The sequence below is a fragment of the Pseudomonas sp. AN-B15 genome (genome assembly GCF_019056475.1).
GTDB classification, from domain to species: domain Bacteria; phylum Pseudomonadota; class Gammaproteobacteria; order Pseudomonadales; family Pseudomonadaceae; genus Aquipseudomonas; species Aquipseudomonas parakoreensis.
The window spans coordinates 2,302,937-2,325,592 of sequence record NZ_CP049737.1 but is presented as its reverse complement, the minus strand read 5'-3'; the positions used below and the strand labels follow the sequence as shown (position 1 = coordinate 2,325,592).

Genomic DNA, 22,656 nt, shown 5'->3' with positions numbered 1-22,656 from the left:
GGCCGGGCCCTCAGCGATTGGCATCGGAATGGGTCATGGCGGTGTAGAACAGCCACGAGACCAGCAGGATGATCAGGAAATACACCAGCGAAAACGCCGCTGCCGGCCCTAGATCGAATTGGCCGACCGCCATCTGCGTCAAGGTCTGACTGAGGAAGGTCGTGGCATTACCCGGCCCGCCACCGGTGAGCACGAACGGCTCGGTGTAGATCATGAAACTGTCCATGAAGCGCAGCATCACCGCGATCAGCAGCACGCTTTTCAGCTTGGGCAACTGAATATGGCGGAACACCGCCCAGGCCGAGGCGCGGTCGATGCGCGCCGCCTGGTAGTACACGTCAGGAATCGCCCGCAACCCGGAGAAACACAGCAGCGCCACCAGCGAAGTCCAGTGCCAGACGTCCATCACCAGCACCGTGACCCAGGCGTCCATGGTGTTGGCCGCGTAGTTATAGCTGATGCCCAGCGCATTCAGGCTCGAGCCGAGCAGACCGATGTCGGCGCGACCGAAGATCTGCCAGATGGTGCCGACCACGTTCCACGGGATCAGCAGCGGAATCGCCAGGATGATCAGCACCACTGACGACCAGCGACCCTTGGTCGGCATGGTCAGGGCGACGGCGATGCCCAGCGGAATTTCAATCAACAGCACGCAGGCCGAGTAGATGAACTGGCGCAGCAGCGAGTCATGCAGACGCGGATCGAGCAGCACCTGCTTGTACCAGTCGGCACCGACGAAGTAGCGGCTGGACTGGTCGAAGATGTCCTGCACCGAGTAGTTGACCACGGTCATCATCGGGATCACCGCACTGAACGCCACCAGCAGGAACACCGGCAACACCAGCCACCAGGCCCTGTTGTTCTGCACCTTGTTCATGGCTGCACCTCGGTAGAGTCGGTGTCTTCAAGAAGAAACTCGTCGGCGTAGACCATCAGCCACTGCGCCGGAAAACTGATGTACGCGGTGCCCTGCGGCACCGGTTTGTCTTCGGCCAGACGCACCTTCAACGGCGCGCCGTCGAGGTCGAGGGTGAGGATCTTGTAGGTGCCGAGGTCCTCGACGTGGACCACCCGCGCCTGCATCGCTTCGTCAAACGGCTCATCCCAGACATGGATGAACTCGGGGCGGATGCCGACCTTCAGATTTTTCCACTGGCCGTGTTCGATATGCCGCTGCAAGGCGTCGGACAACGGCAGGTGCGTGGAGGCGAAACCGACCCCGCCCGGCTGCGGCTGCACCTCGATCAGGTTCATCCCCGGGCTGCCGATGAAGTAGCCGACAAAGGTGTGGCTCGGCCGCTCGAACAATTCCCGCGGGGTGCCGAACTGCACGATCTGGCCGCCGTACATCACCGCGATCTTGTCGGCGAAGGTCGAGGCCTCCAGTTGATCGTGGGTGACGTAGACCATGGTGATGTTGAACTGCTCGTGGATCTGCTTGAGCTTGCGTCGCAGCTTCCACTTCAGGTGCGGGTCGATCACCGTCAGCGGCTCGTCGAAGAGGATCGCCGAGACGTCGTCGCGCACCAGGCCACGGCCCATGGAGACTTTCTGCTTTTCGTCGGCGGTGAGGTTGCGGGCCTTCTTGCTCAGCAGGTTTTGCAGGTCGAGGACTTCGGCGATTTCCTGCACCTTGCTGTGCACTTTCGCCTCGGCCATGCCCTGATTTCTCAGGGGAAAGGCCAGGTTATCGAACACGGTCATGGTGTCGTAGACCACCGGGAACTGGAACACCTGGGCGATGTTGCGCTTCTCCGGGGTCAGGTCATTGACCGCTTTGCCATCGAACAATACATGCCCTTGCGAGGGGCTGAGCAGGCCGGAAATGATGTTGAGCAAGGTCGACTTGCCGCAACCCGAAGGGCCGAGCAAGGCATAGGCACCGCCCTGCTCCCAGACGTGGTCCATTTCGCGGATCGCGTAATCGTCAGGCCCGCTCGGCTGCTTGCTGTAGCTGTGGGCCAGGTGCTGCAAACGGATTTCGGCCATCAGGCAACCCTCGCGACACGCCGGCCCGGTGCCTGCACCAGACGGCCCTGCGCATCGAACACGAACAGTTTGTGGGTCGGGATATAAATGCGGATCGGCGCGTCGACGTCGTACTCGTGAACACCGGGCAGGTGCAGTACCAGCAGGAAATGCTCGTTGCGCACGTGCAGGAAGGTCTCCGAACCGCTGATCTCCGCCACCTCGACGGTAACCGCCAGTTCCAGATCGTCATCGTTGCTCGGCACCAGCGAAATATGGCTGGGGCGCACGCCGAAGCGGAACTCGCCCTCGCCCACCGGCCGTAGATCGACGTTCAACGGGAAGTGCACGAAGTTGGCAAAGCTGACTTCGTTGCCGGCAATGCGCCCGGGCATCAGGTTGATCGGCGGTTCGGAGAACAACTCCGCTGCCAGCACGGTTTGCGGCTGGTGATACACCGAAGTCGACGGGCCACTCTGGATCACCCGGCCTTCGTGAAGAATGGTCGTGGTGCCGCCCAAGGCCAACGCTTCGTTGGGCTCGGTGGTGGCGTAGATCGCGATGGTGTGGCGGGCCTTGAACAGCTCGCGCATCTCTTGGCGCAGTTCTTCGCGCAGCTTGTAGTCGAGGTTGACCAGCGGCTCGTCGAACAGGATCAGTTCGGCATCCTTGACCAGCGCCCGGGCCATCGCCGTGCGCTGCTGCTGACCGCCGGACAGCTCCAGCGGATAGCGCTGCAGGAACTTCTCGATGCGCAGCATCCGTGCGGTTTCCTGCACCTTGCTGTGGATGATGTCCTTGGCGACACCGGCCTGACGCAACGGCGAGGCGATGTTCTCGAACACGGTCATGGTCGGGTAATTGATGAACTGCTGATAGACCATCGACACGTTGCGCAGGCGCACCGGGCGCTGGGTGACGTCGACGCCGTTCATCAGGACGCGGCCGCTGTCGGGCTTGTCCAGACCGGCCATCAAACGCATCAGGCTGGTCTTGCCGGACAGCGTGCGGCCGAGCAGAACGTTGAAGGATCCGGGTTCGAAGGTCAGGCAGGCATCGTCGATCCAGGTCTGGCCCTCGACGGTACGGCTGACGTGCTCCAGGGTGAGTGACATGGCTCGGCCTTTTTTATTATTGGAGTCAAGCGACCTGTGCAGCAGAGCGACATTCGTGCCAGAAATGGCAAGTGGTTGATTTGTCGTGAAAAGTGCCGAAAACGTGGGGAACGGGCGTTCATTGCTGAACACATTTGAACAGTTGGGCGATTGACAATGAACAATAGTGAACAACACTCTATGAACTGTTCACGCACCCCTGTAGGAGCTGCCGAAGGCTGCGATCTTTTGACTTTTGTTTTCAAGAATAAGATCAAAAGATCGCAGCCTGCGGCAGCTCCTACAGGGGAATTGTGTGGGTCATAACAATAATAAAAACGCTGCATCAGAGGCCCACCGCCATGGCCGCACCTGCCCCGCCGCTGTCCCACGACGCGATCGTCCAGACCTCCTGGCAGCGTTGCCGCGCCTTCGGCCTCGACCATCAAAGTGCCCCGGCCTTCGACCAACTGCCTGCCGCCGGCATTGCGCAATTGCTCGACCGTCACCACTCACTGGTGCAAACCACGCATCAGGAAGTCCTGCCGTACTACGAGAACATCCTGAGCAACTCCAACTGCCTGATCATGCTCGCTGACCACCACGGCCAGGTGCTGACATCGTGGGGCACCCAGCGCTTTATCGAGCCGAACCTGGCCCGGGGCTTTCGCGCCGGGGCGAGCTGGATGGAACGCTGCAGCGGCACCAATGCCATCGGCACCGCGCTGGCCTGCGAGCAAGCGGTGCACATCGAACACGATGAACACTTTCTGAAAGCCAACCGCTTCATGACCGGTTCTGCCGCGCCGATATTCGATGCCGAGCGCAAGATCATCGCCGTGCTCGACGTGTCCAGCGACAGTTACCTGCCCCCCTCGCACACCTTGGGCATGGTCAAGATGATGAGCCAGACCGTGGAGAACCGGCTGATCCTCAACCTGTTCCATGGCCAGCACTTTCAACTGACCTTCAACACCGGGTTGAACAACCTCGACAGTCAATGGGCCGGTTTGCTGATTTTCGATGAGAGCGGTCAAGTGCTGTCGGCCAATCGCCGCGCGGACAATCTGCTTGGCGTGCGCCTGTCGCGGGTCAGCGTCGAAAGCCTGTTCAACGTGTCGCTGCTGGAGCTGCTGAATCAGCCGGACGGCTTGCCGTTTGCCTTGCAGACCTCGGGGCGCAACCGTTTCCAGTGCCTGTTGAAGCGACCGCAACAGGCGCCTGTTCAGCCTCGGGTATTTGCCGAACCGAAAACGGCGCCGATCAAAGCGCCGGGCGTGATCAGCCTCAACTCTCTGCATTTTGGTGACAGCCGCGTAGAAAAAGCCGTGCGCCAGGCCGAACGCCTGCTGGAGAAAGACATTCCGCTGCTGATCCACGGCGAAACCGGGGTCGGCAAGGAAGTCTTCGTCAAAGCGCTGCACCAAGCCAGTTCGCGCAGCAAACAGGCATTCATCGCCGTCAACTGCGCGGCGATCCCCGCCGAACTGGTGGAGTCGGAACTGTTCGGCTACGAAAAAGGCGCGTTCACCGGCGCCAACCAGAAAGGCAGCATCGGCCTGATCCGCAAAGCCGATAAGGGCACGCTGTTCCTCGACGAGATCGGTGACATGCCGCTGCCGACTCAGGCGCGGTTGTTGCGGGTGTTGCAGGAGCGCTGTGTGCAACCGGTGGGCAGCAGCGAGTTGTTCCCGGTGGATCTGCGGATCATCTCGGCGACCAACCGCTCTTTGCGCGAACAAGTGCAACTGGGGCGGTTTCGTGAGGACTTGTACTACCGAATTGGCGGTTTGACACTGGAACTGCCGCCGCTCAGAGAGCGCGGTGATAAAGAGGCGCTGTTCAAACGCCTGTGGGAGCAGCATCGCGAACCGACACAATGGGCCGGGCTCAGCCGCGAAGTGCTGGAGTTGTTCAGCCGACATCCATGGCCGGGCAATCTGCGTCAGGTCAGCAGCGTGATGCAGGTGGCGCTGGCGATGGCCGAGGAGCAACCGGTACGGCCGGAGCATTTGCCGGATGATTTTTTTGTCGATCTGGAGATGGAGCCGGTGGAGGTGGCCGAGCCGTTGGGCATTGACCTGAGCGATGCCGAGGCGTTGAACCGGGAGTTGAAAGCCTCCGGGGGCAATATTTCGCATCTGGCGCGCAGGCTTGGGGTGAGCCGAAATACCCTCTACAAGCGTTTGCGGCAGGCTGAATGACTGGTTGCCTGGGCGGACCCCATCGCTGGCAAGCCAGCTCCCACAGGGTTTCGGGTTATACGCAACACTCGTGAACAACAAAAAACTTGTGGGAGCTGGCTTGCCAGCGATGGCGTCAGCCCGGTAACCACAAGACCCAAAGCCCAAAAAACAAAAACCCGCACAAGGCGGGTTTTGTTTTAACGCGGATCAGGCAATCAGTCAGCTAGACGCCAGGTCGTGCCGCCCTTGCCGTCTTCCAGCACCACGCCCATGGCGGTGAGCTGGTCGCGGATGCGGTCGGATTCGGCCCAGTCCTTGCCGGCGCGTGCCGCCAGACGTGCAGCAATCAGCGCGTCGACTTCAGCGGCATCGACACGCCCTTCGGCACCCGCCTGCAGGAAGTCATCGGCTTCCAGCTGCAACACCCCCAGCACGCTCGCCAGTTCTTTCAGACGTGCCGCCAGACCGGCCGCCGCGTCGAGATCGCTCTCGCGCAGACGGTTGATCTCGCGCACCATCTCGAACAGCACCGCGCAGGCTTCCGGCGTGCCGAAGTCGTCGTTCATCACCGTGGTGAAACGCTCGACGAAGGCTTCGCCGCCGGCCGGAGCAACGCTCGGCAGGCCTTTCAACGCGTGGTAGAAACGCTCGAGTGCGCCCTTGGCGTCCTTGAGGTTGTCTTCCGAGTAGTTGATCGCGCTGCGGTAGTGGCTCGACACCAGCAGGTAACGCACGACTTCCGGGTGGTACTTGTCGAGCACGTCGCGAATGGTGAAGAAGTTGTTCAAGGACTTGGACATCTTCTCGCCATTGATGCGGATCATGCCGCAGTGCATCCACGCATTGGCGTAGGTCTTGCCGGTGGCCGCTTCGCTCTGGGCGATTTCGTTTTCATGGTGCGGGAACTCCAGGTCGCTGCCGCCGCCATGAATGTCGAAGGTCTCACCGAGGCAGCAGGTGGACATTACCGAGCACTCGATGTGCCAGCCCGGACGCCCGGCGCCCCACGGCGATTCCCAGCTCGGCTCGCCCGGCTTCGCGGCCTTCCACAGCACGAAGTCCAGCGGGTCTTCTTTCGACTCGTCGACTTCGATCCGTGCACCGATGCGCAGGTCTTCGATCTTCTTGCGCGACAGCTTGCCGTAGCCCATGAATTTGGCGACACGGTAATACACGTCGCCATTGCCCGGGGCGTAAGCGAAGCCTTTGTCGATCAGGGTCTGGATCATCGCGTGCATGCCCGGAATGTGATCCGTGGCGCGCGGCTCCATGTCCGGTTTCTTGATGTTCAGGCGTGCTTCGTCTTCGTGCATCGCGGCGATCATGCGTTCGGTCAGCGCTTCGAACGACTCACCGTTCTCGCGGGCACGATTGATGATCTTGTCGTCGATGTCGGTGATGTTGCGCACGTAGGTCAGGTCGTAACCGCTGAACCGCAGCCAGCGGGTCACCAGGTCGAACGCGACCATGCTGCGGCCGTGGCCGAGGTGGCAGTAGTCGTACACGGTCATGCCGCACACGTACATGCGCACCTTGTTGCCATCCAGCGGCTTGAACACTTCTTTGCTCTTGGTGAGCGTGTTGTAGATCGTCAGCACTTTATATTTCCTTGACGCGAATCACTGGCCCCACGAATCACGCAGGGTCACGGTACGGTTGAATACCGGCTGACCTGGTTTCGAGTCCTTGATGTCGGCAACGAAGTAGCCTTCGCGCTCGAACTGGAAACGGTCCTCCGGCTGTGCGTTGCCAAGCGATGGCTCAGCACGACAACCGGTCAGCACTTGCAGTGAGTCAGGGTTGATGTTGTCGAGGAAACTCGCGCTGTCTTCCGCCTTTTCCGGGTTCGGGGAACGGAACAGGCGATCGTACAGGCGCACTTCGCACTCGATGCTGGCAGCCGCTGGCACCCAGTGGATCACGCCCTTGACCTTGCGGCCTTCAGGGTTCTTGCCGAGGGTGTCCGGGTCGTACGAGCAACGCAGTTCGACGATGTTGCCGTCGGCGTCCTTGATCGCTTCGTCGGCACGAATCACGTAGCTGCCGCGCAGACGCACTTCGCCGTTCGGCTCCAGGCGCTTGTAGCCCTTTGGCGGTTCTTCCATGAAGTCATCGCGGTCGATGTAGATTTCACGGGCGAACGGCAGCTGGCGCACGCCGAGTTCTTCTTTCTGCGGATGACGCGGCAGTTCGAGGTTTTCGACCTGACCTTCCGGGTAGTTGGTGATCACGACTTTCAGCGGGCGCAGCACGCACATGGCGCGCGGGGCGTTCGCGTCCAGGTCCTGACGGATGCTGAACTCGAGCATGCCGAAGTCGACCACGCCGTCGGAACGGTTGGTGCCGATCATGTCGCAGAAGTTGCGGATCGACGCGGGCGTGTAGCCACGGCGACGGAAGCCCGACAAGGTCGACATGCGCGGGTCGTCCCAGCCATTGACGTGTTTCTCATCGACCAGTTGCTTGAGCTTGCGCTTGCTGGTGATGGTGTAGTTCAGGTTCAGGCGGCTGAACTCGTACTGGCGCGGGTTGGCCGGCACCGGCAGGTTCTCCAGGAACCACTCGTACAGCGGACGATGGCTTTCGAATTCCAGGGTGCAGATCGAGTGGGTGATGCCTTCGATGGCGTCCGACTGACCGTGGGTGAAGTCATAGTTCGGGTAGATGCACCACTTGTCACCGGTCTGATGGTGATGGGCGTGACGAATGCGGTACATGATCGGGTCGCGCAGGTTCATGTTCGGCGAGGCCATGTCGATCTTCGCGCGCAACACGCGGGCGCCGTCCGGGAACTCACCGGCGCGCATGCGGGCGAACCAGTCGAGGTTCTCTTCCACCGATCGGTCGCGGAACGGGCTGTTCTTGCCCGGCTCGGTCAGGCTGCCGCGGTATTCCTTGGCCTGCTCCGGCGTCAGGTCGTCGACATAGGCCTTGCCGGCCTTGATCAGCTCCACCGCCCAGTCGTGCAACTGGTCGAAATACTGCGAGGCGTAACGCACTTCGCCGGACCACTCGAAGCCCAGCCACTTGACGTCGGATTCGATGGCGTCGATGTATTCCTGGTCTTCCTTGGCCGGGTTGGTGTCGTCGAAACGCAGGTGCGTGACGCCGCCGAACTCCTGGGCCAGGCCGAAGTTCACACAGATCGACTTGGCGTGGCCGATGTGCAGGTAGCCGTTGGGCTCAGGCGGAAAACGGGTGACGATCTGGGTGTGCTTGCCCGAGTCCAGGTCTGCCTGGATGATCGGCCGCAGGAAATTGACCGGCACGGCAGGGCCGGACTTGGCATTCGAGGTAGGGTCGACAGTGGGCTTGCTCATAGGATCCTTGACTTACATGTGCGCGGCCGCAAAGGGGGCCAGACAAAACAAAGCCGCTATCATAGCCGATGCTGTCAAGGGGCTGACAGAGCGCGGCCTATAAAGGCGTGCATTTAATCGACGGGTTTTGGAAAAACAGCCTCGAAATTCGCGCCTGTCACGCTAAACTGCGCACCTTGGCCCATGGGCTGAACCGGTAACGGGCCGAAATGTCCCATTACCCACGAATTCCTTATAAAGAGTAGCGATCATGACTCAAGTCAAACTGACCACCAACTACGGCGACATCGTCATCGAACTGGACGCGGAAAAAGCGCCGATCACCGCTGCCAACTTCATCGAATACGTTAAGAAAGGTCACTACGAGAACGTGGTGTTCCACCGCGTGATCAAGGGCTTCATGATCCAGGGCGGCGGTTTCGAACCTGGCATGCAGGAAAAGAAAGACAAGAGCCCAAGCATTCAGAACGAAGCTGACAACGGTCTGAAGAACGAGAAGTACACCGTTGCCATGGCCCGCACCATGGACCCGCATTCGGCCTCGGCGCAGTTCTTCATCAACGCCACCAACAACAGCTTCCTCAACCACACCGCCAAGACCGCTCAGGGCTGGGGTTATGCCGTGTTCGGTAAAGTGGTTGCCGGTACCGACGTCGTCGACAAGATCGAAGGCGTTGCCACCACTTCCAAGGCCGGTCACCAGGACGTGCCGAAAGACGACGTGATCATCGAGAAAGCCGAGATCATCGAAGCGTGATATTGCTGATTTCAGATTTGCATCTGGAAGAGGAGCGCCCGGACATCACCCGGGCGTTTCTGGATTTGCTCGCCGGACGCGCCCGCTCGGCGAGTGCGTTGTACATCCTCGGCGACTTCTTCGAAGCGTGGATTGGCGACGACGCCATGACGCCCTTCCAGCGTTCCATCTGCCAGGCCCTGCGCCAATTGAGCGACAGCGGCACGGCGATCTTTCTGATGCACGGCAATCGCGACTTCCTGCTCGGCAAGGCCTTCTGCAAAGCAGCCAGCTGTACGCTGTTGAAGGACCCGAGTGTCGTGCAGTTTTACGGCGAGCCGGTGTTGCTGATGCACGGCGACAGCCTGTGCACCCGCGACGAAGCCTACATGAAGCTGCGACGCTACCTGCGCAACCCGATCACCCTGTTCATCCTGCGCCACCTGCCACTGAGCACCCGCCACAAACTGGCGCGCAAGCTGCGTAGCGAAAGCCGTGCGCAGACGCGGATGAAGGCCAACGACATTGTCGATGTCACGCCGGACGAAGTTCCGCGGATCATGCAGGAATATGGGGTGAAAACCCTGATTCACGGCCACACCCATCGTCCGGCAATCCACAAGCTGCAGCTTGGTGAGCAGGCGGCGAAGCGGATTGTGCTGGGGGATTGGGATCGCCAGGGTTGGGCGTTGCAGGTGGATGAGAGCGGGTTTGCCCTGGCGCCGTTCGACTTTGCCCCGCCGCCGGCCCTGCCTGCTCCCGCAATCTAACAGCCAAGATCAAAAGATCGCAGCCTGCGGCAGCTCCTACATTGGAATGCGTTTCCCTGTAGGAGCTGCCGCAGGCTGCGATCTTTTAGCAATCACCGCACAATCAATGTCCGGACGCGGCCGGCCCTGCTTTTGCGGCAAACGGCGGCTTCGCCAGCCACACAATCAGAATCAGCCCCATGAATCCCCAGCCCAGCAACGTGAAGTAATCCACGGTGGAGAGCATGTACGCCTGGCTGGTGAGGATCTGATCCATCTGCGCGTACGCCGATTGGCTCGCGCCACCTAAATGATTCAAGGTCTCGCGGGTCGCCGGTTCGAAGGTACTGATGCTTTCGCTCATGTACGCATGATGCTGATCGGCGCGGCGGATCCAGATCCAGGTGGTCAACGATGCCGCAAAGCTGCCGCCCAAGGTGCGCAGGAACGTCGCCAGACCGGCACCGTCGGCGATCTGGCTCGGCGGCAGGTCGGACATCAGAATGCTCAGGGTCGGCATGAAGAACAGCGCCACGCCAATCCCCATGAACAGCTGCACCAGGGCGATGTGCTGGAAGTCCACCTCGTTGGTGAACTCGGCGCGCATGAAGCAGCTCAAGCCAATCGCGAGGAACGCCAGACCGGCCAGCAGGCGCAGGTCGAACTTGTTCGCGTACTTGCCGACAAACGGCGACAACAGCACCGGCAGAATGCCGATCGGCGCCACCGCCAGACCGGCCCAGGTCGCGGTGTAGCCCATCTGGGTTTGCAGCCACTGCGGCAGGATCAGGTTGATGCCGAAGAACCCGGCGTAACCCAGCACCAGCACCAGCGTACCAATGCGGAAGTTGCGATGGGCGAACAGGCGCAGGTTGACCACCGGGTGCTGGTCGGTCATTTCCCAGATGACGAACACCGCCAGGGCGATCACCGAAATCGCCGCACCGATGATGATGAAGTTCGATTCGAACCAGTCCAGGTCATTGCCCTTGTCGAGGATGACCTGCAACGCGCCGACGCCGATGATCAGCGTGATCAGACCGACGTAGTCCATCGGCTGCCGACTGGTTTCCACCGGACGCTTGGCCAGCTGCGAACGCACCACCATCACCGCAAAGATGCCGATCGGTACGTTGATGAAGAAGATCCACGGCCAGCTGTAGCTGTCCGTGATCCAGCCACCGAGAATAGGCCCGGCAATCGGCGCGACCACCGTGACCATCGCCAGCAATGCCAGAGCCATGCCGCGCCTCGCAGGCGGATACACGGCAATCAACAGCGTCTGCGTCATCGGGTACAGCGGGCCGGCCACCAGGCCTTGCAGCACGCGAAAGCCGATCAGTTCCGGCATCGAGGTTGAGATACCGCAGAGAAACGAGGCCAGCACGAACAGAATGGTGGCCCAGAGAAACAGCTTCACCTCGCCGAAACGGCGGCTGAGCCAACCGGTCAGCGGCAGCGCGATGGCGTTGCTTACGGCAAACGAGGTGATCACCCAGGTGCCCTGCTCCGAACTCACCCCGAGGTTGCCGGAGATCGTCGGCAGCGCCACGTTGGCGATGGTGGTGTCGAGCACTTGCATGAACGTCGCCAGCGACAGGCCGATGGTGCTGAGCAACAGGCTGGGCGGCGTGAAAGAGGCGTTATTGCTCATTGTGAATCCTATGAAACCGGGTTGACGCTGCGTCTGTTAAAGAAGCAGTTGCCCATAAGGAACAGGCTCTTGTGATGAAGAAGTTCCTCTGTGGTGAGGGGATTTATCCCCGATGGGTCGCGAAGCGGCCCGTCCTTAGATTCAGAAAAGCAGGGCCTGCTGCGCAGTCCATCGGGGATAAATCCCCTCACCACAGTAAATCTCATCACCTTGAGAACCTGTTCCCACAGGGGAAAGATTCAGCGTTGCGCGGTTTTGCTGACCGCAGCACTGTTGTCGTGGATCAGCTGCGCAATCATCGCGTCGGCCTCAGCCAGTTGGCGGTCGTAGACGTTGGTGCTGAACGAGGCCTTCTGCGGCGGTTGCTGGGCCAGCACCGGGCCGCTCTGGTCGTGCAGGTTCACTTCAACGTTGGTCGACAGACCGACGCGCAATGGATGCTTGGCCAGTTCTTCGGCGTTGATATGAATCCGCACCGGCACACGCTGCACGATCTTGATCCAGTTACCAGTGGCGTTCTGCGCTGGCAACAGAGCGAACGCGCTGCCGGTACCGGCGCCGAGGCTGTCGACGGTGCCGCTGTACTTCACGCTGCTGCCGTAGATGTCGGACTCGATGTCCACCGGTTGGCCGATGCGCATGTCACGCAGTTGGGTTTCCTTGAAGTTGGCGTCGATCCACAGTTGATCCAGCGGAATCACCGCCATCAGCGCGGTGCCTGGCTGTACGCGCTGACCGAGCTGCACAGTGCGCTTGGCGACGTAACCGGTAACCGGCGCGATCAGGGTGCTGCGGGCGTTGGTCAGGTACGCCTGACGCAGTTCAGCAGCGGCCTGCATCACGTCCGGATGCGACGAGACCACGGTGTCATCGACCAGCGCGCTGGTGGTTTTCAATTGCTGTCTGGCGTTGGCCAGGGCGTTTTGCGCCGAGGTCAGATCGTCGCGGGCGTGGGACAGTTCTTCCTGGGAAATCGCCCCGCCGGCGGCGAGGTTTTTCCGGCGGTTGTAGTTGTCCTGAGCTTTCTGTACTTCGGCCTGTTGCGCGTTGACCTGGGCTTTCATGCCGTCAACGTTGCTGTACAGGCCGCGCACCTGACGCACGGTGCGCGCGAGTTTTGCCTGGGCACTTTGCAGGCCGACTTCGGCGTCGTTCGGGTCGAAGTTGACCAGCACCTGACCTTCGTGGACCAGATCACCGTCGTCGGCGCCGATGCTGACCACGGTGCCGGTGACCAGCGGCGTGATCTCCACGACGTTGCCGTTGACGTAGGCGTCGTCGGTGCTTTCGTTGAAGCGCCCGATGAATTCGTGATACGCCCAGACGCCGGCACCGGCGAGCAGGACCACGACGGCCAGCACCAGCAGCATGAATTTGCGCTTGCGTGGATTGCCAGTGTCGGGCGTGTTGGCTTGAGTTTGGGTGTTTTCGGCAGTGGCCATGACAAATACCTGAATTAGTTGTGCGACGTGGCTGGGGTGGCGTTGGCTGCGGTCAGGGTGTCGCCCTGAAAGCCGCCGCCCAGCGCTTGCATCAGTTGAATCGACAGGTCGATCTGCTCGGCATTGAGGTTGGCCAGCTGACGCTGGGCCTGCAGCAATTGCTGCTCGATGCTGAGCACGTCCAGGTAGTTGCCGATGCCGGAACCGTAACGCTGGACGACGGTGTTGTAAGAATCCTGAGCAATCTCGGTAGCGTGTTGTTGCGCGCCGATCTGCCGGCCGATGTCACGCAACTGGTTGATCGTGTCGCTGACATCACCCAGGGCTTTCACCAGACTTTTGTTGTACTGCGCCACCGCCAGATCGTAATCGGCGTCACGCGCATCGAGGTTGGCGCGCAGGCGCCCGCCGTCGAAGATCGGCACCGAAATGGTCGGGGCGATGCTAAAGAAACGACTGGCCGACCCGAACATGGCGTCACCCAACAAGGATTCGGCACCGGCCGAGGCCGTGAGGTTCAAGTTGGGATAGAAGCGGGTTTTCGCCGAGTCGATGTCTTTGCTCGCCGCCTCAACGCGCCAGCGCGCAGCGACCAGATCCGGACGCCGACCGAGCAGTTCCGCCGGCAGCACCGACGGCACCGCCACGGCGCTGGCTTGCAGGACTTTCGGCCGAGCAATCTCATTGCCGCGATCCGGACCTTTGCCGAGCAGCACGGCCAGGGCGATTTTCGCGCTGTTCAAGCGTTTTTCGGCGTCGATCAGGCTGGCTTCGGAGCTGGCCTCAAGGCTTTGGGTTTGCTGGAACTGGTACTGGCTGTCGATACCGGCACTCAAGCGGCGCTGACTCAAATCGAGCATTTGTTTGGTGCGCTTGAGGTCGTCGTTGGCCAGGTCGTAGACAATGTGCGCCTGACCCAGATCGCTGTAGGCCCGGGCCACGTCGGCGGCGAGGGTCAACTGCGCAGCCTGACGATCGACCTCGGCGGCGCGGGCCTGACCGAGTGCAGCTTCCCAGGCATCACGCTGGCCGCCCCACAGGTCGAAGTTGTAGTTGAAGCCGGCGCTGACGTTACGCACCGTCGCGTAGGCATCGCCCTGCCCTCGCGGGTCCTGATCCTTGGCCAGGCGCGAACGGCTGATGCCGGCGCTGGCGTCGAGGGTCGGATAGCGTTCGGCATCGGCGGCATACGCGGCGGCGCTGGCCTGATGGGCGCGGGCTTCGGCGATCTGCATGTCCGGGCTGTCGTGCAGGGCTTCGCGGATCAGCCCGTCGAGTTGCGGATCGCCGAGACTGCTCCACCAGTCGCTTTTCGGCCAGGCGGCCGGCGACAGGGTCACGCCGTTGAGGGATTGGCTGGCGTTGAGGCTTTTCGCATCGAGGTTTTGGCCTTGAGTGTCGAGGCCGCTGTAGTTGGCGCAACCGGCGAGGATCATCGCCGACAGCAGCAGGGTCAGGCTGCTGCGCAAGGTTTTACCGCTCATTATGTTCACCTAAGCGCTGGATAGTGATCGGGTCACCGGCTGCCAGCAGGATTTTCTTGAGGATGTATTCCAGGGTTTTCAGCTCTTCGCGAGAGATGGCGCCGGCCAGTTCATTCATCGCGTCGGCGCCGATATAGGGCAGGCGATCGGCCAGTTGCTGGCCCTGCTCGGTGAGCTTGAGCTGCACCTGACGGCGATCGCCTTCGCTGCGTTGGCGAACCAGGAAACCTTTCTGCTCCAGACGATCGAGCATGCGCGTCATCGAACCGCTGTCCAGCGACAGGTGCCGGCACAGCTCGGCCGGCGTGTCGACGCCGTACTGGGCCATGATGATCAACACCTTGAACTGCGCGGCGGTGATGCCGTGGGGTTCCATGTGGGTGTCGATGATCCGGTCCTTGAGCAACGCGGCGCGGCCCAGCAACAGGCCGAGATGGCAATGTTTGAATTCGTCCGGGGTGAAATGCTTCATGTGCTCACCTAATAACTGCCTAGGCAGTGAATGTATGTCGAGATGTTACTGCCTAGGCAGCGAATGTCAACGCAATAGTTAGGTTGCTTTGTAATTAGTTGACCAACGGACTGGGTTTTTGTGTTGCACAGGCGGACGCCTTCGCGAGCAGGCTCGCTCCCACAGGATCTGCGCGCGACGCAAATTTTGCGTCTGATTGAAATCCCCTGTGGGAGCGAGCCTGCTCGCGAAGGCCGCGCCTCGGTTCAAATAAACAGGTGCGCTCTAGAAATCGCGCTTGTAGAAGATATCCAGCGAACTGGCGACACCGCTGGCCGCTTCGACATAAACCTTTTTGCTCAGCTTGTAACGCAGCGCAATGGTGTTGGCCGGCTCGAACACGCCAACGCCATAACGCAGACTGAGTTTCTCGGAGATATTGCCGCTGGCGACCACACTGGTGGTGTTGCCGCTGCCCTGGGTATCGAGCTGAAAATCCTGAATCCCCAGGTCCTTGGCCAGACTGCTGGTGACCCCGGAACTGCCCATCAAGCCCAGACCCAACGCCGCTTGCGCGAGCATGTTGTTGTCTTCGCCGTTGGTACTCAACGGCCGTCCGAGCACCAGATACGACAACGCCTGTTCCTGGCTCATGGCCGGTTCGGAGAAGATCTGCGTGGTCGGTTGCTCGGCACTGCCGCTCAGGCGAATACCGGCGATCACGTCGTCGGTCTGGCGGATCGCTTCGATGTCCAGATACGGCTGATCGATCGGGCCGGCGAACAGCAGCCGCGCACGGCGCACGTTCAGGCGCTGGCCGTAGGCGCGGTAACGGCCGTCGTTGAGCCACAGCTCGCCACGGGTGTCCATGTTGTCGCCGATGTGCACGTGACCTTGCAGGTTGGCGGTCAGGCCGAACCCGGCGAAGCTCAGTTTGTCTTCGCCGACCACCACGTCGATGTCCATCTTCATGGCCAACGGTGGTTTGCCCTCTTCGGTCTGCGCCCCGACGATGATCGTGTCGTCGGACACTTTCACCGTCGACGGCGGCAGTTCACGCACGGTGATTTCGCCTCGGGGCACCTGGACCTTGCCGGCAATTTTCAGCTCGTCGCCGGCCATGGAAATCTTCAGATCTGGCGCCACTTCCAGTTTGGCGTAAGGCTCGACGGTCACCGGCAGTTGCGTGCCCTTGAGCGCGACATCGACCATCAGCGCCTGCCCCCAGGCAACGTTACCGTTCAGGTTGCCCTGCCCGCTTTTGCCGCTTTTCCAGCCACCATCGAGGCGCACCGATTCGCCGGCAATCACCGCTTGCAGCTGCAGGTCCTTGAGTTCCATCGGCAGCTCGGCACCGGACACTTCGCCGTCGCTGAGTTTCACCGTGCCGTTGACCAGCGGCGCCAGCAGCCCGCCGGAAATCGTGCCGCTGCCGTTGAGGCGTCCGGTGAGTTTTTCGACCATCGGCACAAACGGCCGCGCCACCGACAGGTCCAGTCCGCTCAGGCGGAAAGAGCCGCTCAACGGTTTGTTTTTCGGCAGCGGATTGAGCTGCGCCTGCACCATCAACTCGCCGAGTTTGCCGCCGACGAAGTTGAGTTCGGTGTCCACCCGCTTGGGTGTGAGTTTGCTGGTGAGCTTCAGGGTCTGGTACGGGAAGTCCAGCCACTGATCCTTTTCTTTCATGCGCAAAGTGCCGCCGCTGGCGTCGATGCTGACCACGCCATTGGGGCCGCTGGCCGGCAGATCCAATTGCAGATCGGCGTTGAGCCTGCCTTGCCAGGCAAAGTCTTTCGGCAACCACTGCGCGAGGCTTTCGATCGGGAACTGCTTGAGGTGGTAACGCAGTTTCGGCTCCGGCAGCAGGCGCTGATCTTCGCCGCACAGGCTGGCATTGCCGGACATCCAGCAATGCGCGCCGAAGTTGATCCTGCCGTCAGCGAAGCGTTCGAGTCTGGCCGGGTTCTGCAGTTTCCAATCCTGGCCGCCGGCCTGAATGTCGCCACTGGCAAGACGGCCGCGCCAGTTGCCCTGGTCCAGATTGCCGTCCAGACCGAGGGCCAGTTTCAACTTCGGCCCGAGCAGGTCGAGGTTGAGTTTCTGCTGCTTGATGTCGCCTTGGGCGCTGGCGGTCAACACACCGAGGTTGGTGTCACCGGCTTGAATACCGCTGCCTTTGAGATCGATCTTCGCCCGTTGCGCACTGTCGAGCGTGGCATCGAGATTGAGGCTTTGCAGACGATTGTCCTGAAACGCCAGTTGCGAACCCTGCAAGCCGAGCTTGCCTTGCGGTGCCTTCAGCGTACCGGCGACATTGACCAGCCCCGTGACCTGCCCGCGCAACTGCGGCCAGAGCTGGGCCAGGCGCGTCAGCTTGATGTCGATCTGCCCGGTGAGTTTCTGTTGCAGGCTGCCCTTGCCGCTGATGCTGTTATCGCCGAGGCGGATTTGCAGGGCGTTGAGGTTCCACTGCTCGCCGGCGCCGTCCGCCTTGGCGTGGAGGATCGCCGGTTGCCCGCGCAATTTGCCTTTGAGGTCGAGGTCGGCGGTGAGGCTCAGGCGTTCGTTCTTCATCTCGCCTTGGCTTTTCAGCGGCCCGGCCAGGGTGCCAGGCAGTTCCGCGACCCAGTACGCCGGGTTCAGTGCCGAAAGATCCAGCGCAGTGTCCCAGGCGATGCCGTCGGCGAACCGCACGTTCACATGCCCTTCAGCCTTGCCCTGCCCGGCTTCCATCTTCAGTTGCGGCAAGGCGATCTGTTTCAGGCTGCCGCTGAACGGACTGCTCAGGCTGAACGCCCCCGCCGGGCCATCGAGGTCGGCGGCGAAGTTACCGAGGTACTGACCGTCGGTGTAGGAGACTTCGCCAGTGAAGGTACGCAAGGCAACTTGCGGCTCGTCGATTTCGTTATAGAGCCGGTGCCACGGGAAATCCTGCCAGTTGATGTTGGCTTGCGCGGTGAGACCTTTGCTCCAGTCGACGCTGCCGGTGAGTTTGAGGCTTTGCTTGTCGTTAGCCGTCAGGTCGAGGCCGGCGATCTGCGCGCCACGGGCGTCAACCTTGCCTTTAAGCAGCAGCGCCACCGGGCCCTTGTCGGCGGGCAGCGTGGCGTTGCCATTGAGCTGGTAACCGTTTTTCAGATCACCTTCGCCGGTCAAGAGCAGTTGATTCAATTGCAGGGTGTCCGGCAGGTCAGCGCTGGGTTTGAACGCATCGCTGGTGATCCGCACCTTGGCCGGCAGGTTTTCCGCCAATGGCTGCAGCTCGCCGCTCAACTGGCCGTCGAGGTAGCCATGACTGTCGGCGTGCAGGTTGAGGGTTTTCAGCAGATCGCCGTCCACCTTCAGCGCCAGCGTCCAGGGGCTGGTGCCCACCGACGGCAGGGTCAGGTCACCGGCAATGTTCAGCGGCCAGTTGCCGGTCGGTTGCAGCAGGCCGGAAAGGTTCAGGCTGAGGTCGTCGCGCTGCAATTTCACGCTGTCGATCTGCAGGCCCTGGGCAGTCCAGTGCGCCGCCAGTTGCAGGCCCTTGAGTTGCTCGCTGCCGTTGAACAGCAGGCTGCCGACCTGTACGTCACCGAGTTCGATGGCCACCGGCAATTGCAGATCCGGCAGTTGGATCGGGCCGCTGTCGGTGGTTTCCTCACTCGGCGGGAATTGCAGAATCACCTGATCAGCCTTGAGCTGTTCGATGCACAGGGTCATGCGCGTCAGGCACAGCGGCGACCAGGCGAAAATCGGCTTGCTCAGTTCGACCCGGCTGCTGCCCTGCTGCCACAACAGATGATCGGCGCTCCATTGCCCGCCGAGGCGACCCTGGAAATTCTCCACGCTCAAACCCGGCACCAGGCTCAGCGCCCAACGGCTGCCTGCTTGCGTCCCGAGTACGGCTGCGATGCTCAATACAACCAACAGCACCAGCGTCAACAACGCCAGTGCCGCTATTTTCAAACCACGCTTCACAGCTCAGGCCCCATGGAAAAGTGCAGCCGGATGCCGCCGTCGTCGTCCAGCGCGTGGGCCAGGTCGAGGCGGATTGGCCCCACCGGCGAGACCCAGCGCACACCGATACCGACCCCGGTCTTGAGGTTCGGCAGTTCGAGTTTGTTAAAGGAGTTGCCCTGGTCGACGAAGGTCGCGACCCGCCACTTCTCGGCAATCGAATATTGATACTCGACGCTGCCGGCGACCATGTAACGCCCGCCGATGCGGTCGCCCTTGGCGTTTTCCGGGGACAGACTCTGGTAGTCGTAACCGCGCACGCTCTGATCGCCACCGGCGAAGAAACGTAATGATGGCGGTACCGAGTTGTAACCGTTGGTGGCGCTGCCACCGACCTGCACCCGACCGAGGAAGCGGTGGTTGTCGAACACCGTGGTCAGGCCTTTGATCAACGCCGTGCCATATAAAAGGTTGTTGTCCGAACCGAGGCCTTCCTTCGCGACCTTGCTTTCAAAGGTCAGGCGATAGCCGTTATGCGGGTCGATGCGGTTGTCGCTTTTCAGGTACGAGTAGCTGATGCCGGGCATCAACAGGGTGCTGAGGCCGGAGTCGTCGCCGAGTTCATATTCTTCGCGCTGCCATTTCAGCGAAATCACTCGCTGCCAGCCGCTGGGCAACTTGCTGTGCCATTCCGGGCCGAAGGTCAGCAGCTTGCTCAGGGTGTCGGAGCCGTCGATGTTTTCATATTGATAACCACCGGCCCAGCGCAGTTTGTCGGTCAGCGGCGGGTCGAGCGGAATGTCGTAGAACAGACCGACGTTTTGCCGTGGCGCCGACAGTTCGGCTTCCCAGCCGTAGCTGTCGCCCTGCGGGTTGACCCAGTGGCGGGTCCAGTTGGCCTTGATCCGTGGGCCGACGTCAGTCGAGTATCCGAGGCCCAGGCCCATGGTGCGTGGCTTGCGCGTGTCGAGTTTGACGTCCACCGGAATCACGTCGTTCTTCGCCGCGGTCGGCGCCGCATCGACGCGCACGCCTTCGAAATAGCCGCTCGATTGCAGGTCGCGGTTGAGTTCGGCGATCAACTCGGAGTCATACGGGTCGCCGGCCTTGAACGGCACCATGCGTTGCAGCAGGTCTTCGTCGAACGGCGTGTCGCCCTCGAAACTGACGCTGCCCAGCGCATAACGCGGGCCGCTGTCGTAGATCAATTCAACGTCGGCCACCCCGGCACGCGGGTCGACCAGGAGTTTCTGGCTGGTGAAATGGCCGCTGAAGAAACCGAAACGCGAGGCCTGGTTCTGGATCAGACGTTTGGCGTCTTCATAACGCCCATGGTTGAGCACGGCGCCGGACTTGAGCGTGTCACTGCTCGGCACACGAAAGGATTTGAGCGAGGCCGCGGGCCCGTCGACGCGGATAGTCACGTTGCGCAGACGAATCGGCTCGCCAGGATCGATGTTCAGCACCAGGCGCGGTTTATCACCGCCCTTCACATCGCTGTCGATCTGCGGCTGGTAATAACCCAAGGCTTGCGCGGCTTTGCGCGCCTGCTCCTCGGCCCCGCGACTGAAGCGCAGCAAGGCTTGTTCGTCACGATCGCCGAGGCTGCCGATATAGCCTTCTATATTGGCCTTGAGTTCGTCGTTGGACGGTTTGATCCGCACGTCCAATTCACTTTGCGCCAGCGCCGCGCAGCTGGTTAACAGCAGGAGCACGCCACTGGTAAATCTTCCTGGAAACTTCATAGGCGCGGATGCTATCACGGGCTTGGGAGCGTGATAGAACAGGAAATTTCCGAAGAAGTTCGATTGCTATGCTGTTGCAGTTTGTAACACCTGCGGATTGGCGTGGAAAAAAACGTGTTCACGCACCGGGCCGACGGCCACTTCGCCAATCTCCTCGTAACCCTGACGTTTGTAGAATTCCAGGTAACGCGGGTTCCCGGTATCGAGTACGACGCCTTGCGAGGTTTCGTCCACCGCGCACCAGTTGTGCACGGCGGTCAGCAACTGTTCGCCGAAGTGTTTGCCCTGAAACTGCGGATGAATGCCCAACAGCGGCAGCATGTGCACGGAGTCGCTGGGCACGCAGGCGGCCACGGCATCGTGGTATTCCAGATAACGCCGGGTGCAACGGAAGCCGGTGCTGAGCACCATGCGCAGGCGCCACGCCCAGCTCTCGGTGATCCCCAGACGCCGTTGCGGCGGCGCAATCAGGGCAATCCCGATCAGGCGGTCGTTGACCAGCAGACCGATTGCTGGCAGGTCCTGCAGGAAATGCTGCTTGACCAGCTCACGCACCGTGGCCCGTACGCGCTGCTCGTAGCCCGGCCGCTCGGCCTCGAACAAGTAACCGAAGGTCGGTTCGTGGCGGTAGGCCTGATACAGCAGCGATCGGGCTTCGCGCGAGTAACCGCGGTCAAGCATATGGATGTCGGCGATGGCAGTCTGGGTTTCAGGCATGACGGTGATTCTCCCCCGGGGCGCAGCGCAAATGACTGCGCTCTTGTTGGTACGAACCTGTTGCAGGTGGCGCAGTTCCCCACAGGTATAGACCAACTCGGGATCTTCATCGACCGGGCGGGCCTCATCGCTGGCAAGCCAGCTCCCACAGTGCCTGCGTCGCACACAAAATATGTGAACACCATTGAACCTGTGGGAGCTGGCTTGCCAGCGATGGGGCCCCTACAGACAGCTCACATCTGACAGAACACAGCGAATCTGCTTACCCCACACTGGCCCCCATCCCACATGTCAGCTAGCATCGCCCTTTTGCCAGGACTGCCGACCATGAAGATTGTTTCCTTCAACATCAACGGACTGCGCGCCCGTCCGCATCAGCTGGCAGCGCTGATCGAAAAGCATCAGCCGGACGTGATCGGCCTGCAGGAAACCAAGGTCCACGACGACCAGTTCCCGCTGGAAGAAGTGCGTGCGCTGGGTTATCACGTTTATTTCCACGGCCAGAAAGGCCATTACGGCGTTGCCCTGCTTTCGCGCAGTGAGCCGATCGCGATTCACAAAGGCTTCGCCAGCGATGAAGAAGACGCCCAGCGCCGCTTTATCTGGGGCACTTTCGCCGACGCCAATGGCGTGCCGGTAACCATCATGAACGGCTACTTCCCGCAGGGCGAAAGCCGCGACCACCCGACCAAATTCCCGGCCAAGCAACGCTTCTACAGTGACCTGCAAACCCTGCTGGAAAGCCAGTTCCACAACGAACAGCCGCTGGTGGTGATGGGCGATGTGAACATTTCCCCGGAGGACAGCGACATCGGCATTGGCCCGGACAACATGAAGCGCTGGCTGAAAACCGGCAAATGCAGCTTCCTGCCGGAAGAACGTGAATGGATGGCCCGCCTGAAAAACTGGGGCCTGACTGACAGCTTCCGCCACCTCAACCCGGACGTGACCGACATGTTCAGCTGGTTCGACTACCGCAGCCGCGGATTTGAGGATGAGCCCAAGCGTGGTCTGCGCATCGACGTGATTCTCGCCTCCCATGGCTTGCTGCCACGGGTCAAGGATGCGGGCGTGGACTACGAACTGCGCGGGATGGAAAAGCCGTCGGATCATGCGCCGATCTGGCTGGAACTGGCCTGACCTTCGAATCGCCTGGAATCCCCTGTGGGAG

Annotated in this window: 16 protein-coding genes; 4 read left to right on the top strand and 12 right to left on the bottom strand. The window is 61.2% G+C overall.

Going from position 1 to position 22,656, the window contains the following annotated elements:
• Positions 1–10: 10 nt before the first annotated feature.
• The 3 genes from GTQ41_RS10465 to GTQ41_RS10455 are packed head-to-tail and all read right to left on the bottom strand — an operon-like array spanning position 11 to position 3,083.
• The gene (locus GTQ41_RS10465; RefSeq protein ID WP_047291693.1) at positions 11–877 is read right to left on the bottom strand and encodes a carbohydrate ABC transporter permease; all 867 of its coding nucleotides are present in this window, start codon (positions 875–877) and stop codon (positions 11–13) included.
• On the bottom strand, positions 874–1,989 hold the full coding sequence (locus GTQ41_RS10460; RefSeq protein WP_047291690.1) for an ABC transporter ATP-binding protein: 1,116 nt from the start codon (positions 1,987–1,989) through the stop codon (positions 874–876). Before GTQ41_RS10460 ends, GTQ41_RS10465 begins: the two co-directional genes overlap by 4 nt.
• Positions 1,989–3,083, bottom strand: coding sequence for an ABC transporter ATP-binding protein (locus GTQ41_RS10455; protein ID WP_047291688.1), 1,095 nt, complete (start codon positions 3,081–3,083; stop codon positions 1,989–1,991). The genes GTQ41_RS10460 and GTQ41_RS10455 overlap by 1 nt, the downstream gene beginning before the upstream one ends.
• A 341-nt stretch (positions 3,084–3,424) precedes the next feature.
• Here GTQ41_RS10455 and GTQ41_RS10450 point away from each other — a divergent pair, with 341 nt between their 5' ends.
• Positions 3,425–5,266: a sigma-54-dependent Fis family transcriptional regulator gene (locus GTQ41_RS10450; protein WP_047291686.1), complete on the top strand. Its 1,842-nt coding sequence runs from the start codon at positions 3,425–3,427 to the stop codon at positions 5,264–5,266.
• A 197-nt stretch (positions 5,267–5,463) separates the two neighbouring features.
• Here the strand turns inward: GTQ41_RS10450 and cysS are convergent, their stop codons facing one another.
• Positions 5,464–6,846: a cysteine--tRNA ligase gene (gene cysS, locus GTQ41_RS10445; RefSeq protein ID WP_047291685.1), complete on the bottom strand. Its 1,383-nt coding sequence runs from the start codon at positions 6,844–6,846 to the stop codon at positions 5,464–5,466.
• Between the two features lie 21 nt (positions 6,847–6,867).
• Positions 6,868–8,568, bottom strand: coding sequence for a glutamine--tRNA ligase/YqeY domain fusion protein (locus GTQ41_RS10440; protein WP_047291683.1), 1,701 nt, complete (start codon positions 8,566–8,568; stop codon positions 6,868–6,870).
• Between the two features lie 250 nt (positions 8,569–8,818).
• On the opposite strand from GTQ41_RS10440, the gene GTQ41_RS10435 reads away from it, so the two are divergent.
• Entirely contained in the window at positions 8,819–9,325 is a 507-nt protein-coding gene (locus tag GTQ41_RS10435; RefSeq protein WP_027614639.1) for a peptidylprolyl isomerase, read from the top strand.
• Positions 9,322–10,074: a UDP-2,3-diacylglucosamine diphosphatase gene (gene lpxH, locus GTQ41_RS10430; RefSeq protein WP_047291681.1), complete on the top strand. Its 753-nt coding sequence runs from the start codon at positions 9,322–9,324 to the stop codon at positions 10,072–10,074. Before GTQ41_RS10435 ends, lpxH begins: the two co-directional genes overlap by 4 nt.
• 103 nt (positions 10,075–10,177) lie before the next feature.
• On the opposite strand, the gene GTQ41_RS10425 is transcribed toward lpxH, so the two are convergent.
• The 7 genes from GTQ41_RS10425 to GTQ41_RS10395 all read right to left on the bottom strand — a co-directional run bounded on the left by GTQ41_RS10425 (position 10,178) and on the right by GTQ41_RS10395 (position 21,485).
• On the bottom strand, positions 10,178–11,707 hold the full coding sequence (locus GTQ41_RS10425) for a DHA2 family efflux MFS transporter permease subunit (RefSeq protein WP_027614637.1): 1,530 nt from the start codon (positions 11,705–11,707) through the stop codon (positions 10,178–10,180).
• Between the two features lie 239 nt (positions 11,708–11,946).
• On the bottom strand, positions 11,947–13,149 hold the full coding sequence (locus tag GTQ41_RS10420; protein WP_047291679.1) for an HlyD family efflux transporter periplasmic adaptor subunit: 1,203 nt from the start codon (positions 13,147–13,149) through the stop codon (positions 11,947–11,949).
• A gap of 14 nt (positions 13,150–13,163) precedes the next feature.
• Positions 13,164–14,633, bottom strand: a complete 1,470-nt coding sequence (locus GTQ41_RS10415) for an efflux transporter outer membrane subunit (protein WP_047291678.1) — start codon at positions 14,631–14,633, stop codon at positions 13,164–13,166.
• The gene (locus GTQ41_RS10410; protein ID WP_041073261.1) at positions 14,623–15,105 is read right to left on the bottom strand and encodes a MarR family winged helix-turn-helix transcriptional regulator; all 483 of its coding nucleotides are present in this window, start codon (positions 15,103–15,105) and stop codon (positions 14,623–14,625) included. Before GTQ41_RS10410 ends, GTQ41_RS10415 begins: the two co-directional genes overlap by 11 nt.
• A gap of 264 nt (positions 15,106–15,369) precedes the next feature.
• Entirely contained in the window at positions 15,370–19,044 is a 3,675-nt protein-coding gene (locus GTQ41_RS10405; protein WP_217325494.1) for a translocation/assembly module TamB domain-containing protein, read from the bottom strand.
• Entirely contained in the window at positions 19,041–20,768 is a 1,728-nt protein-coding gene (locus GTQ41_RS10400) for an autotransporter assembly complex family protein (RefSeq protein ID WP_047291673.1), read from the bottom strand. The genes GTQ41_RS10405 and GTQ41_RS10400 overlap by 4 nt, the downstream gene beginning before the upstream one ends.
• Positions 20,769–20,834: 66 nt before the next feature.
• Positions 20,835–21,485 carry an N-acetyltransferase gene (locus tag GTQ41_RS10395; protein ID WP_007912451.1) on the bottom strand — a complete coding sequence of 217 codons (651 nt, stop codon included), beginning with the start codon at positions 21,483–21,485 and terminating at the stop codon, positions 20,835–20,837.
• Between the two features lie 327 nt (positions 21,486–21,812).
• Between GTQ41_RS10395 and xthA the strand changes: the two genes are divergently transcribed.
• The gene (xthA, locus tag GTQ41_RS10390; RefSeq protein WP_047291671.1) at positions 21,813–22,625 is read left to right on the top strand and encodes an exodeoxyribonuclease III; all 813 of its coding nucleotides are present in this window, start codon (positions 21,813–21,815) and stop codon (positions 22,623–22,625) included.
• The last annotated feature ends 31 nt before the right edge of the window (positions 22,626–22,656 follow it).

What these genes read in the sequence shown, in the direction of transcription:
- GTQ41_RS10465 (WP_047291693.1), bottom strand. Translation starts at nt 877, where the DNA reads ATGAACAAGGTGCAGAACAACAGGGCCTGGTGGCTGGTGTTGCCGGTG.
- GTQ41_RS10460 (WP_047291690.1), bottom strand. Translation starts at nt 1,989, where the DNA reads ATGGCCGAAATCCGTTTGCAGCACCTGGCCCACAGCTACAGCAAGCAG.
- GTQ41_RS10455 (WP_047291688.1), bottom strand. Translation starts at nt 3,083, where the DNA reads ATGTCACTCACCCTGGAGCACGTCAGCCGTACCGTCGAGGGCCAGACC.
- GTQ41_RS10450 (WP_047291686.1), top strand. Translation starts at nt 3,425, where the DNA reads ATGGCCGCACCTGCCCCGCCGCTGTCCCACGACGCGATCGTCCAGACC.
- GTQ41_RS10440 (WP_047291683.1), bottom strand. Translation starts at nt 8,568, where the DNA reads ATGAGCAAGCCCACTGTCGACCCTACCTCGAATGCCAAGTCCGGCCCT.
- GTQ41_RS10435 (WP_027614639.1), top strand. Translation starts at nt 8,819, where the DNA reads ATGACTCAAGTCAAACTGACCACCAACTACGGCGACATCGTCATCGAA.
- GTQ41_RS10425 (WP_027614637.1), bottom strand. Translation starts at nt 11,707, where the DNA reads ATGAGCAATAACGCCTCTTTCACGCCGCCCAGCCTGTTGCTCAGCACC.
- GTQ41_RS10420 (WP_047291679.1), bottom strand. Translation starts at nt 13,149, where the DNA reads ATGGCCACTGCCGAAAACACCCAAACTCAAGCCAACACGCCCGACACT.
- GTQ41_RS10415 (WP_047291678.1), bottom strand. Translation starts at nt 14,633, where the DNA reads ATGAGCGGTAAAACCTTGCGCAGCAGCCTGACCCTGCTGCTGTCGGCG.
- GTQ41_RS10410 (WP_041073261.1), bottom strand. Translation starts at nt 15,105, where the DNA reads ATGAAGCATTTCACCCCGGACGAATTCAAACATTGCCATCTCGGCCTG.
- GTQ41_RS10400 (WP_047291673.1), bottom strand. Translation starts at nt 20,768, where the DNA reads ATGAAGTTTCCAGGAAGATTTACCAGTGGCGTGCTCCTGCTGTTAACC.
- GTQ41_RS10395 (WP_007912451.1), bottom strand. Translation starts at nt 21,485, where the DNA reads ATGCCTGAAACCCAGACTGCCATCGCCGACATCCATATGCTTGACCGC.
- xthA (WP_047291671.1), top strand. Translation starts at nt 21,813, where the DNA reads ATGAAGATTGTTTCCTTCAACATCAACGGACTGCGCGCCCGTCCGCAT.